9 protein-coding genes are annotated in these 13,894 nt (G+C 47.9%); 5 read left to right on the top strand and 4 right to left on the bottom strand.

The features are described 5' to 3' along the window. From napA to napB, 4 genes are all read left to right on the top strand, one after another. A partial coding sequence (gene napA / locus ACK5NH_RS04295) for a nitrate reductase catalytic subunit NapA (RefSeq protein ID WP_416917945.1) occupies positions 1 to 1,429 on the top strand: 1,429 nt, incomplete at its 5' end. Between the two features lie 52 nt (positions 1,430 to 1,481). Next, a complete protein-coding gene (gene napG / locus ACK5NH_RS04290; RefSeq protein WP_416917944.1) occupies positions 1,482 to 2,216 on the top strand; it encodes a ferredoxin-type protein NapG in 735 nt (244 codons plus the stop codon). Further along, positions 2,213 to 3,202 carry a quinol dehydrogenase ferredoxin subunit NapH gene (napH, locus tag ACK5NH_RS04285; RefSeq protein WP_416917943.1) on the top strand — a complete coding sequence of 330 codons (990 nt, stop codon included), beginning with the start codon at positions 2,213 to 2,215 and terminating at the stop codon, positions 3,200 to 3,202. Before napG ends, napH begins: the two co-directional genes overlap by 4 nt. Continuing rightward, positions 3,199 to 3,630, top strand: a complete 432-nt coding sequence (gene napB / locus ACK5NH_RS04280; protein WP_416917942.1) for a nitrate reductase cytochrome c-type subunit NapB — start codon at positions 3,199 to 3,201, stop codon at positions 3,628 to 3,630. The genes napH and napB overlap by 4 nt, the downstream gene beginning before the upstream one ends. 252 nt (positions 3,631 to 3,882) lie before the next feature. Here the strand turns inward: napB and ACK5NH_RS04275 are convergent, their stop codons facing one another. Continuing rightward, on the bottom strand, positions 3,883 to 4,035 hold the full coding sequence (locus ACK5NH_RS04275) for a hypothetical protein (RefSeq protein WP_416917941.1): 153 nt from the start codon (positions 4,033 to 4,035) through the stop codon (positions 3,883 to 3,885). 94 nt (positions 4,036 to 4,129) lie between these two features. Here ACK5NH_RS04275 and ACK5NH_RS04270 point away from each other — a divergent pair, with 94 nt between their 5' ends. Further along, complete coding sequence (locus ACK5NH_RS04270) at positions 4,130 to 5,017, top strand: LysR family transcriptional regulator (RefSeq protein WP_416917940.1); 888 nt, start codon at positions 4,130 to 4,132, stop codon at positions 5,015 to 5,017. A gap of 132 nt (positions 5,018 to 5,149) precedes the next feature. Here the strand turns inward: ACK5NH_RS04270 and fusA are convergent, their stop codons facing one another. From fusA to ACK5NH_RS04255, 3 genes are all read right to left on the bottom strand, one after another. Next, positions 5,150 to 7,243 (bottom strand): elongation factor G, encoded by a 2,094-nt coding sequence (fusA, locus tag ACK5NH_RS04265; RefSeq protein WP_416917939.1) that lies wholly within the window; start codon positions 7,241 to 7,243, stop codon positions 5,150 to 5,152. Positions 7,244 to 7,689: 446 nt separating this feature from the next. After that, a complete protein-coding gene (locus ACK5NH_RS04260) occupies positions 7,690 to 9,141 on the bottom strand; it encodes a diguanylate cyclase (RefSeq protein ID WP_416917938.1) in 1,452 nt (483 codons plus the stop codon). Between the two features lie 194 nt (positions 9,142 to 9,335). Next, positions 9,336 to 13,889, bottom strand: coding sequence for a biotin carboxylase N-terminal domain-containing protein (locus ACK5NH_RS04255; protein WP_416917937.1), 4,554 nt, complete (start codon positions 13,887 to 13,889; stop codon positions 9,336 to 9,338). Positions 13,890 to 13,894: the final 5 nt, after the last annotated feature.

Here is a 13,894-nt window from a genome sequence, read left to right as displayed (position 1 = left end):
AGAAACCTTAGCTAAGGCCTATGCCGATCCTAAGGTCAAAGTCATGAGTCTGTGGACCATGGGGATCAACCAACACGTTCGTGGCGTGTGGGCAAACAACATGCTCTACAACATCCACTTACTCACAGGTAAAATCGCCACCCCAGGCAACAGCCCATTCTCATTAACGGGTCAACCTTCGGCCTGTGGTACCGCCCGTGAAGTCGGCACCTTCGCCCACCGCTTACCTGCGGATATGGAAGTGGCTAACGATAAACACCGCGCCATTACAGAAAAAGTGTGGCAGGTACCAGAAGGCACGATTCCGCCAAAACCTGGCTTCCATGCCGTGCTGCAAAGCCGCATGCTCAAAGACGGTAAGCTCAACTGCTATTGGACCATGTGTACCAACAATATGCAGGCAGGCCCGAATATCAACGATGAAATTTACCCCGGTTTCCGTAACCCAGAAAACTTTATCGTGGTATCCGATCCATACCCAACCGTCACCGCCATGGCTGCCGACTTAATTCTGCCCACTGCCATGTGGGTTGAGAAAGAAGGTGCCTACGGTAACGCCGAGCGCCGCACCCATATGTGGCATCAACAGGTCAAAGCGCCAGAGGGGGCTAAGTCAGATCTGTGGCAATTAGTCGAGTTCTCAAAACGCTTTAAAGTGTCTGAAGTATGGCCTGCTGAGCTTATCGCCAAACAGCCTGAATACGCTGACAAAACCCTTTATGAAGTGCTATTCGCCAACGGCGTCATCAACAAGTTCCCGACCACAGATTGTAAGGGCGACTTGAACGATGAAAGCGCGCACTTTGGCTTCTATCTACAAAAAGGCATTTTCGAAGAATACGCCGCCTTCGGTCGTGGCCATGGCCATGACTTAGCCGACTTTGACCGTTACCACGAAACCCGCGGCCTACGCTGGCCAGTGGTCGAAGGTAAAGAAACCCTGCGCCGCTTCGTTGAAGGTAGCGATCCTTATGTGAAGGCAGGTGAAGGCTACAAGTTCTACGGTAAACCCGATGGCAAAGCGGTGATTTTCGCCCTGCCCTACGAGCCTGCGGCAGAAGAGCCAAATGAAGAATACGATCTGTGGATGTCTACCGGCCGTGTACTCGAACACTGGCATACAGGTTCGATGACCGCCCGTGTACCTGAGCTGTACCGCGCTTACCCCGATGCACAAATCTTTATGCATCCTGAAGACGCTAAGGCCCGTGGTCTGCAACGTGGTGATGAAGTGCTAGTCGCTTCTCCCCGTGGTGAGGCCAAAACCCGTGTCGAAACCAAAGGCCGTAACAAACCGCCACGCGGCGTGGTGTTTATGCCCTTCTTCGATGCGCGTCAGTTAGTTAACAAGCTGATTCTTGATGCGACCGATCCACTGTCAAAAGAAACTGACTTTAAGAAGTGTCCCGTAAAAGTGATGAAGGCCTAAGCCCTCATTTGATAGCGATAAGCGTATTTGAAAGCGATTAAGGAGTGCTAAGGTGAGTCAGCAAGTGAAGAGTCCATTCACAGTCAAGCAAGTCAACCGTCGCCAATTTTTGGCAACGACGGCTAAGGCTGGCTGCGTGATGGGGCTCGTGGGATTAGGCTTGACGGCCACGGCAAAAAGCCAAGGCCAACTCGCCCCCCAAGCTTGCAGACCGCCGGGCGCCCTTGAAGAAAGCGATTTTCTCTCCGCCTGTGTACGTTGCGGTTTGTGTGTCGAGGCTTGCCCCTACGACACCCTATCGCTGGCACGTTGGTTCGATGGCGCTGCCACAGGCACGCCATTCTTTACCGCAAGACGCATTCCCTGCGAAATGTGTGAGGATATTCCCTGCATCAAAGCCTGCCCATCGGGCGCGCTTGATCCTCACCTTGAGCAAATTAGCGACGCTAAGATGGGGGTTGCGGTACTGATAGATGAGAAAAATTGCCTGAACTTTAAGGGATTACGTTGTGACGTCTGTTATCGGGTTTGTCCGTTAATCGACAATGCCATCACCTTAGAACGCCAACGCAATCAACATAGCGATCACCACGCCATGTTTTTACCCACAGTCAACAGCGATACCTGCACGGGTTGCGGTAAATGCGAGCATGCCTGCGTGCTCGACACGGCCGCGATCAAGGTGTTACCGACTGCTCTCGCACTCGGTAAAGCGGCGGCGCATGACACTTATATCAACACTGAGGAAACCACCTTAGAGATGTTGAATATGGGGCTGACGTTATGAGTAACAAGTCTATGAATAACCAGACGGTGAACTCAAAAGCTAAGGCTCACATGCAAGGCGAGCATGCCGCAGCCATTGCAGAACTCGGATGGTTTGGCGCACATAAATATTTGCTGCTACGCCGCGCAGTGCAATTTGGCTTATTAGGCCTATTTGCACTGGGGCCACTTTTAGGAATTTGGCTTTTTAAGGGAAATTTATCGGCCAGTTTACTGCTCGATACCGTTCCCTTTGCCGATCCACTGGTGAGCTTACAAATGCTCATTAGCGGGCATATTCCCGAGCTTAGCCTACTGATAGGCGCCGCTTTGATCATACTGTTTTATGCCCTCGCCGGTGGCCGGGTGTTTTGCAGTTGGGTGTGTCCAGTCAATCTGGTTACCGATGCCGCAACCTGGCTCAGACGTAAACTGAACCTCCCTCGCACCAGCGAGTTACCGCGCAATTTACGTTACTACCTGCTGGCACTCGTGCTGTTATTGCCATTACTCACGGGCAACTTGATTTGGGAATGGGTCAATCCTGTGCCCTTAGTCTATCGCGCCGTGCTATTTGGCAGCCTCAGTGGTTTATGGATCTTAGTGGCGATATTTCTGCTGGATCTGTTTATCGCCGAGCGTGCTTGGTGTGGTCACCTGTGTCCAACAGGCGCCCTATTCGGCTTAATCGGCAAATGGAGCCCCATCAAGATAGTCGCCAGCAAAGCCAGTGCCTGTGATAACTGCATGGACTGCTTTGCGGTTTGCCCCGAACGCCAAGTATTAAAACCCGCGTTAAAAGGGCAAAACCCGGTGATATCAAGCCCAGACTGCACCCAATGCGGTCGCTGTATTGATGTCTGCGCACAGCGCGTATTTCGCTATCAAACTCGCTTTACTGCCACTCAGGCTCAACTTAGTACAAGTGACTTGGCCGATAACCAGTCACCATCTAGCTCTTCACCAATTCGTCAACACATTGCCCCCAAGGCGGAGAATGACCAATGAAAAAAATACTCACCTTAGCTGCGATTGTATTAGCCATCGGCGGCTGCTCAGGCCAACAAGCAGACACTCAAGCAACACCTGTGAACATTAAATCCCTCGCTGGCGATAGCGCGGTGACCGATATTCGCCCAGCCGATGCTATGCCAGTTTACCCAAGCCGAGGCAAGGCGTTGGAACGCAGCTTTACCGACCAACCACCACTGATCCCCCATAAGGATGATTACAAAATCACCTTGGATAAAAATGGCTGTTTAACCTGCCATAGCTGGGATAAAGCACCACGGATGAAGGCCACACCAGTGGCAAAATCCCACGTTATCGACGATAAGGGTACGCTCAATGGCCAGAACTATTTCTGCACCCAGTGCCACGTTGCACAGGCTGAAAACAAGGCGCCTCTAGTCGAGAATAAGTTCTCAAACCAATAAAACAGCACTTCCCTGCCCACAAAAGCCACTGCTAACCCAGTGGCTTTTTATTCTCCGTAATAACACCTCAGCGATAAGCTTCGCCCGCTAAGTGTTTAAAGCATTGTGTTAAGAGCGCAGCTAAAACTGAAGAGTTAGACGCAGAAAGTGAAATGCAAAGACTAAACAACCGTGCAATAAGATAGGAGATGAGGGAAAGAAAACTAGCGGGAAGATGACGCGAATAAGAAACGACCAACAAGTAAACCCAGCCTAGGCTGGGTTTACTTGTTGTTTTGCTTTATGCAAATCACCCGCTGGAGCCGTTAATCTGGTTTGCACCGCTTTAGCTGTTTGCATATTCTTTGCTTCAGGCATCGCCGCCTGCCACAAAGCACCTACCCATAAACTCGATGTGGATTTCATTGGTTATTCCCCTCTTCTGTTAACGAGCTCAAAGTAATACTTAGGTCATCATCAGTAAAATGAATTAACGCCATACAATGGATTCCATTTAAGCATGAACATCCCAATCAAGACCTTGCAATGTTTTCTAACCTTAGTTGAAACGGAAAACTTCACCCGCGCCGCGGAAAAATGTTTTATTACTCAGCCAACACTCAGCAAGATCATCCAAAGACTCGAAGAGAGCTTAGGGGAGACGCTGCTTATCCGTAACAATCAAAAGGTCGAGCTGACCCAAGCAGGGCAACTGTTTGAGCACAGCGCGCGGGAGATCCTCGGACAATGGCATAGATTGCAAGAGGACATGAGCAACTTAAGCGGACTTAAGACGGGACGGCTAAGATTAGGCGTCTGCCCTATGATGAGCAGTTTAATTATCGGGCTACTGACCAGTTACCGGAAACGTTATCCTGGGGTTGAGCTACAAATGTATGAATACGGCGGGTTTGGTTGTGAGCAGGCGCTGCTGAATAACAGCTTAGATATCGCCTTTACCGCACTACCAACCACCCATGAGACTGAGCTGGTTAACCAACCGTTGACCAAATATCCCCTCCTCGCTTGCCTGCCCGATGGGCATCCGCTTACTGCTAAATCTAACCTTAGCTGGCAGGATTTTGAGCCCTATCCCTTTATTCTCTATAACGAAGATTTTTCGTTGGCAAAGTTAATCAATCGGCTGAGTCGTAAGGCAGGAGTACAACTCAATATCGCCTTTCGAAGCGGCCAATGGGACTTCCTCGCCGCCATGGTCGAGGCCGATATGGGGCTGGCCATTTTACCCGAACCCATCTGCCAAAAACTCAGCACCAGCAAGTTGGTGTTTAGACCCATGCAACCGGCAATGACCTGGGATTTAGCCCTCATTTGGCGGCAAAACCTGCCTTTAACCCCAGCGGCCAATGCGTTACTGGAATTGAGTAAGCAGAAAGCACTGGGTTGAATGTCCTTCAAGCCTCGAGCTGAGGCTTAGTTTGTCCCACTAAAGCTGTGTTTTTATGCTTAAATTTCACCCATAAAAAAACCGCTGCTAGCCTAGGCTTAGCAGCGGTTTCTATTTGGAAGAAGTTAAGAATTACTTCTTAGCTTCAGCAGCTTTACGCTCTTTAACTTGTTCAACAACTTTGTCCGAAACGCTGTTTGGACATGGGCTGTAGTGTGAGAACTCCATAGAGAACTGACCACGGCCTGAAGTCATTGTACGTAGAGAACCGATGTAACCGAACATTTCTGATAACGGAACGTCAGCCTTAACGCGAACACCAGTTACACCAGCAACTTGGTCTTTGATCATACCGCGACGACGGTTTAAGTCACCGATAACGTCACCCACGTTGTCATCTGGGCTGAACACGTCAACTTTCATGATTGGCTCAAGCAGTTGTGGTTTAGCTTTAGCAATAGACTGACGGAATGCCGCTTTAGCAGCGATTTCGAACGCGATTGCTGAAGAGTCAACTGCGTGGTAAGCACCGTCAGTCAGTTCGAACTCTACGTCTAACACTGGGAAGCCAGCGATAGTACCAGTGTTCATCATGCTCGCGAAGCCTTTCTCAACTGCTGGCCAGTATTCCTTAGGAACGTTACCACCAACAACTGAAGACTTGAACACGAAGCCAGAGTTTGGCTCACCTGGGCGGATGATGTATTCGATCTTACCGAATTGACCAGAACCACCAGATTGTTTCTTGTGGGTGTATTGGTCTTCAACCATTGCTGTAATGGTTTCACGGTATGCTACTTGTGGTTCACCCACGATCAGCTCAACACCGTAAGTACGCTTCAGGATGTCCACTTTAATGTCTAAGTGCAGTTCACCCATACCTTTAAGGATGGTTTCACCTGAATCTTCGTCAGTTTCTACGCGGAATGATGGATCTTCTGCGATCATCTTACCGATAGCGATAGCCATCTTCTCGCTGCCGCCCTTGTCTTTTGGCGCTACTGCGATAGAGATAACTGGCTCTGGGAACACCATGGCTTCCAGAGTACATGGGTGCTTAACATCACACAGAGTGTGACCAGTTTGTACGTTCTTCATACCCACGATAGCGATAATGTCACCAGCTTCAGCTGATTCAATTTCGATACGATCGTTTGCATACATTTCGCACATACGGCCGATACGCTCAGTCTTACCAGTTGCACTGTTAAGAATGGTGTCGCCTTTCTTCAGGCGGCCAGCATAGATACGTACGAAAGTCAGGGCGCCGAAACGGTCGTCCATGATCTTGAACGCTAATGCTTTTAATGACTCGTCAGCAGAAACGATAGCGTATTCGCCAGTTTCGTTACCTTCTTCGTCAGTTAAAGGTTGTGGATCAACTTCGTCTGGTGCTGGCAGGTAGTCAACAACTGCGTCTAGAACCAGTTGCATACCTTTGTTCTTGAACGCGCTACCACAGAATGTTGGGAAGAATGCCATAGTACGAGTACCCTTACGGATACAACGCTTGATGTCTTCAATAGATGGCTCTTCGCCTTCCATGTAAGCTTCCATCAGATCGTCATCTTGCTCAACGGCAGTTTCGATCAGCATTTCACGGTATTCTTCAACTAAGTCAACCATGTCTGCAGGAACGTCAGTTACAGTGAAGTTTTCTGGAATACCAGAATCGTCCCACACGTAAGCTTTACGAGTTAACAGGTCAACAACGCCTTTGAATTCGTCTTCGATACCGATAGGCAGAACCATAACCAGTGGGTTAGCAGCTAAAACGTCTTTAGTTTGCTTAACAACACGTAAGAAGTCAGCACCCATACGGTCTAACTTGTTTACGAAGATGATACGCGCAACTTCAGATTCGTTAGCATAGCGCCAGTTGGTTTCTGATTGAGGCTCAACACCACCAGAACCACAGAATACAGCGATACCGCCGTCAAGCACTTTCAGAGAACGGTAAACTTCAACGGTGAAGTCAACGTGTCCAGGGGTGTCAATAACGTTGAAACGGTGATCTTTCCAGAAACAGCTTACTGCTGCTGATTGAATAGTAATACCGCGCTCAGCTTCCTGAACCATGAAGTCTGTTGTTGATTCACCGTCGTGAACTTCACCTAACTTATGGATTTTACCGGTTAGCTTAAGAATACGCTCGGTGGTCGTGGTTTTACCCGCGTCAACGTGAGCGAAGATACCAATGTTTCTGTATTTGGATAATTCGGTCATGATTCAACTTTAATGATTAGTTTAAGAAGTAGACGGAGTATGCGACAAACCACCGACACACCGCACATCAGATTATTTTAGGCGCATATTGTAAATTGGAACCCCGCTATGCGCAAATGGCTCTTGCAATTTTTCACGATAAAGTCGCGGAAAAAATTAAAAAAAAATCAGAAAAATATGTGAAAACAACTAAATAAAAAAATTTAGCTCAATATTCAATCAATTAGTAAAAACCTTAAAAATAAGTAGATTTTAGCCTGTAGCGATACTTTTCCATGCTTTAGCTGTTAACAAATAGCGATAAGACCACCTTGAGCCAGCCAACATACAGCCCAACTCAGTAAAAAATCGCGCCAACTGGGGAGGTTTTCTAGGATAAATACAGGATTTCTGAATAAAATCCGCAATTGGCTTAGGAATGTGCTCATTTCCCCAATAGAATGAGACTAAAGGTGAGTCTCATCCACACAAATTTGGTCCCGTCCCAACGCTTTTGCCTGATATAGCGCCTTATCCGCTCGTTCGAAGCAAGATTGCATCGGCTCATTTGCAGCAAGTTTGGCAATCCCAAAACTACAAGTCAGCCGTACATCGCCACTGAAATGGTTATCTTTAATGGCAGTTGCAATCCGCTGACATAAGGATTTTACGGCATCGAGAGATGTTTGATGACAGAGGATCACAAACTCTTCCCCGCCCCAGCGCGCAACCACATCGCTTTCGCGCACACAGTGCTGCAATACAGAGGATAGCTCCATCAAAATATTATCCCCAACGGCATGGCCGAAGGTGTCATTGATCTCTTTAAAAAAATCGATATCTAACATCACAAGACAAATGGCCCCTTGGGTGGAAACGGCGGCGCTGTGTTCATGGACAAACTGACGGTTAAAGTAATGCCGATTGTAGAGCTTGGTGAGCGGGTCATGGGTGGATAAAAACTCAAGTTCGGCATTACTTTGCTCTAATTGCAGACGCAATTCCTCAAGCTGCTGGTTTTTATCGGTTAAACGGCGATTATAACGACTAATCATATAAGTTCGCGTAACCAGTAAACACACCACCAACAGCGTCGCAGCTATCACTTGATAGATAAGTAGGTAATTGGTTTCATCAATCACAGTGATGTTGTTCCACTTCTGATAAATCCGGATCCGCTCAAGCTCATCCACATTATCTAGCACTTGATTGATTAACGGTAGCAACGCCTCATGCCGAGCACTCACCCCGACCCGCAGTTCATCCTCGGGGCCGCCCCAGCCTGCAATTTTGAGGTGATTAAACCCGGTCTGCTGAATATAGGCATTTACCGAAAACATAGAACCAACAAAGATATCGACCTTTTTCTCGAGCACGGCTTCCAGCCCCGCCGGCTCGCTCGCCACTTTAATGGTGCGAACCTTGGGATAGTAATGTTGGATATATTCGGCGAGACGATAGCCATCTGGCACAGCCAAGGTGCGCGAGCCAATATTTTCAAAACCTTGCAAAAAGGGCTGGTCCTTAAGGGAGACTAATACATTGGGGGAGCGAAAATACACATGGCTAAAATGCAAAAACTGCTCTCGACTCGCCGTCTTATTGAGTAGTGGGGTTAAATCGCAGCGCCCCGTTTGCAGAAAATCTAAGGTTTGTGTCCAGGAGGTGGTGGGCACTAGACTGAACTTTAACGACGAATGGGATTCGATATAACGAATATAGTCCGAGGAGATCCCTACATGTTGACCATCACGGATCGCTTCATAGGGTAGCCAATCGGGATCAACACAATAACGAATTAACTGGGTAGCACTACTGAGATCGTCTGCAGCATTAAGATAAGCTGAGGCCAAGCGCTCAGCACTGGCACATAAAGGTGAGCATAAACAGAAGAATAAAACCCAAAATCTACACCCCATGTCGCTTCTCGAATACACTCATCAGTTAGTATTGCAAGGTAAAAAAAGTGTATACGCGATATTAAGATAATACCAATAAACCCTAAATTGTTTATGGAAATAGGCTCACGGGGTTTATCCATTCGCCGTTTAATCGGATAAAAAAATACCCGCCGATTGGCGGGTATTTCGATTAACTCATCACTTAAGCATGATTAATCTTCTACTGGCGATACCACGAAGAGTAAGTCACCTTGCGATACTTGCTGACCATTGCTGTTCAGAATACGCTCGATGCGATATTTCTTATCTTCTGGGTACAGCACAGCGCCTTGACGGTTGAAGCCAGCTAAGTTGACTTGCGAGAACATCTTCATCGCTTCAGTTAACGCAAGCGTTTGCTCTGCAGTGACTATATCGCCTTCTTTCACGAAGTCAGGTTCACCAGGGGCAGGAGAGGTATAGAAGATACCCGCGCCTTGGGCTAATACTTTCAGCTCGTTACTTTCACCTACACGCAGTGACTCAGTATCCACACCCACGGTTTCGGCAGCGGCTTCCATTTCAGCGATCAGCGCTGGAATGTCGAGCTCAGCCATAAAGCGTGGCAGATAGTTAGTGTCGTATACGCCTTCTTTGAAGGTGCCATCGCTTAGGATTAGCTTCAGCAATGGAATGTTAGTCGCGATACCTTTCAGTACTACGCTGTCTAAGTAAGCGTGCAGTTTCGCGATAACGTCTTCACGGTTTTCACCGCGCATAATCACCTGAGCGATTAAGCTGTCGTAGTATGGCGATACTTCTTTACCCGCGGCGGCAATCGAGATGATTTCCACATCTGGATGATCTGGGAATACACATTCGGTGATCTTGCCAGGATTTGGGATCAGTTGTAGAACGCCATGGCTGTCGAGTGCGGCTTTTTCTGCCGTCACACGCACTTCCATCGCATAACCGATTTCTTTCGGCTCTAGGTTCTCGATTGAACGGCCCGCAGCGATATCAAACTGCGCGCTCACGATATCGATACCAGAAGTTGCTTCAGTTACTGGATGTTCTACCTGCAGACGGGTGTTCATTTCCATGAAGTACACTTCGTTTGCATCTAAGTTATAGATGAACTCAACTGTACCTGCGCCCATGTAATCGGTCGCATCACCTAAGGCACGAGTGTAATCCAGAACTTGTTTCTTCAGCTCATCTGGCAACATGGTTGAGCCAGATTCTTCGACCACTTTCTGGTTGTTACGCTGAACAGAACAGTCACGTAAGCCAAGAACCTTAGCGTTACCAAACTTGTCACGCAGTAACTGCACTTCGATATGACGCAGTGACGTCACATATTTCTCTAAGTACAAGTCGCCGTTACCAAAGGCCGCAGCCGCTTCGGTAGAGGTCTTTTGGAATAAACCAATCATATCTTCAGGACGTTTAACGACCTGGATACCTTTACCGCCACCGCCTTGTACCGCTTTGAGCAGCACTGGGTAACCAATTTCATTGGCCACGTTCACTGCTTGCTCAGCATTCGTCAGAATACCGTGTGAACCTGGTACTACTGGTACGTTTTGGCTTTGTGAAGTCTTAATCGCGTTCGACTTGTTACCCATAGTCGTCATTGAATGCACGCTAGGACCAACGAAGTTAACCCCATTGTTTACGCACAATGCTGCAAATTGTGGGCTTTCAGACAGGAAGCCGATACCTGGGTGCAGTGCATCAACTTGCTCGTATTCGGCAACTTTCAGTACAGAGTAGGCATTCAGGTAACTTTCGTCAGAGGTGTTACCCCCTAAGCACACTAACTTGTCTGAGTCTTTCAGCATATCCGCAGGTACGGCGGTCATGTCAGGATCTGACGCCACTAATACCACATTGATATCGTTATCGTGAGCCTTACGGATCAACTTAACAGCGGTACAACCACGGGCATGAACCAATACTTTGTTAATTGGTTTCATTAACTTACGTGGATCGTTTTGAACAATCACTTCTTCTTCAACAGGCGCTTCAACAACCAGTGTTGATAGAGCGTTGATAATCACGTCATTGATCTTCGCCGTTGGCATTGGCATCAGAGGATCGATGCTCGCCAATTGATTATCTAAGGTTTCGCTGAATGGGTTGTGGACTAGGCCCGCCATTGCACCTGGTACTTTCGACAAGTAGTTAGACAGTGTCGAAGTCGAAGGCAAGTAAGCTGGAACCACCATTTGACCCGCAAATGGCATGTTAGTACCAGACAGGTAGTAGGTTTGCACTAATGGGTGAGTCACGAAACTCGCCTGCGCACCACCGGTACAGTCACCAAAACCGAACATCAATACTGGCAGTTCGTTATCACGGATGAAACGAGTGATACGGTCGTTCACAACAGCCATTGAGAATAGTGCCGCAGCACCTTCTTTAGTCTGCATACCGCCTGAGCTGATAAAGCAAACAACAGGTAGCTTACGCTTAGCACACTCGATCAGCAGCGCAGAGAATTTCTCGGCACTCGCCATATCGAAGGCACCCGCTTGGAATGCGGTGTTAGACACAGCCACACCAACACGGACTTTTTGACCTTTTTCTTTAAAGTCAGCAATACCCGTGATCAGACCGCAAGGACGAATGCCTTTGTCTAACGCATCTTCGATTGAGAGACGGAAACCTGGGAAGTTAAGCAAGTTGGCCGACATTTTGTCGCCATTGATTTCTTCAAAATGAGTGAAGAATTGCTTAATCACATTTTCCCATGTCATCTTGCCGGTACGTTTTTCGTCACGTAATACTTTTTGGATCAGTAAGTCCTGATAACCCATGGTCAAGCGGTTCCAGAAGTCCTTACGACGACCGATACGCACAGGGTTAATCGCGCCAGTGTACTTGCTGTTATCGCTTTCACTGTCAAAGTATTCAGGCAGTAAACGCTCGAAGAAGTAAGTCAGGATAACGAATAAACTGTCGTTAAGTTGTGGGAAGCCCACACTCTTCCACTGCTCTACACGCACCAATAAATCGGCACGGTTAGATTGGCCCATAAAATACTTAAGCCACTTGTAGAATTTCGCCTTATCGTTAGCGGTATCCTGAGTCGACAGCGCATGGTCAATTGACTTGTGCAACAGATTGTTCACTGAGTTGCGCGATAAGCTCTTCGCCATCATGGCTTCTTTCGCGATAGACGCTAAGCTGCCCACAACGTTGTCGTACAGTGAGTTAAAGATCAGGATGTTATGACATTGCCAAATGAAGTCTTCACGCAGTTCGTCGTTCACAACCACATCGAGCACCGTCAGTTGATTCAGTTCAGGCCACTTGGCTTGAGTGACTGACTTTGGCAGATTTTCAAGGTGCTGGATTAAGCCCTTGAAGTTGTTTGCCGCGTTGCTCTTCCAGCGGTGATATAAAGACCAACCAATGTTAAATAACAGCGCCTTACGTGCTTTTTTGTAGTTCTCTTTTGGTTCACCCAAAATCAAACGAGTCAGCATGTTACGCTCGGTAGACACTTCATCGCGCTTAGCAATAAAGTTCGCCCACAGCTTGTTTAGATCTTCATCGTAAACCAGCTTATCTGGGCTTGATAACCAAGCTTGGAATACACGGTCTTGCTCTTGCTGGATACGTGCTAACAAGTCACCTTCAGGCACGCTAACACGTGACAAACGTCCGTATTGCTCCTGAGAGATGGAATGAATGCGGCTACGCAGCGTTAAATAACGCAGGTAACGGTAAGCACTACCAAACAGGTTGTGGTGGTTGGTTGGGCTAGTGGCCACAGCCAACTCCGCGTTTAACTCTAATGCCATCAAGTTTTTAGATGGGTTGAGGAAACGCGTTAAACTGCGGTCATAGTGTTCACGTAAATCTTTAGATTCACGCACAAAGTTGATTGCAGCACGTTCAACAGCTTCGATACTGCTGATGATAGCGCGGCGTAAATTGTGCTGGCGCTCGTCACGGTCACCTGGCGAGAAATCGATGATGCCATCGATACAACCCGCGGTGTACAGTTCTTCTGGCGATACACCAACAGACTTAGCACATTCCTGCCAAGACAGGTTGTACTTACGCGCAATACTCTGCAAACCTTGTGGCTGAATGGTGTTGAAAATACCATCGCGCAGCGATAACAGAATGTTAGCCGCCGCTAATGGGATCGCGCCGCCCGAGTAACCGGCACCGATAACGATACCGACTGTCGGCACGTCAACGTTGGCACTCTCAGCGATCGCCTTAGAAATAGAATGAGCTTGGTTTTGGCTGTTAGCCACTTCGCCCGCATCGGCCCCTGGTGTGTCGATAAGGTAAACGATAGGCATAGACAATTCAGCAAAGTGACGAATTGCTTTACAGGCCGCGTAGTGATGCTCCGGCATCCACGCACCGTTAGCCGTTGTACGCTCTTGGGCAATAAAACCGATACGACGAGTACGTGAACCAAAATTCAACTCGACCTCAGCACTATAGAAAGAGCCCAAGTGAGTTTCGGTAATCAAGCGACCTTTCAGATCAGCAATGATACGTTTAGCGCCAGGACGACCTTTATCTTGGGTTGGCTGGATCACTTTTGCGACGTAACCATCGACATCTAAAGATGCCAAGTCTTTCAAGTTTGCCTGAATGGCATCATCGTTCAAAAGACCTTTAATTTCTTCTGATAAGCTCTGTTTACTGTGTTTAGGAAACAGAGAAAAATCTTTTGCCAAATGCTCGGCTTGTAAAAAAAGCGGATCGGGCGTTTGGGCTTGAGTCATGTGTGTGGGCTGATTATTGCTGGTCATCAAAA

The organism is Shewanella sp., assembly GCF_047975355.1.
GTDB lineage: Bacteria > Pseudomonadota > Gammaproteobacteria > Enterobacterales > Shewanellaceae > Shewanella.
This window is presented reverse-complemented; position numbering and strand designations above follow the sequence as displayed.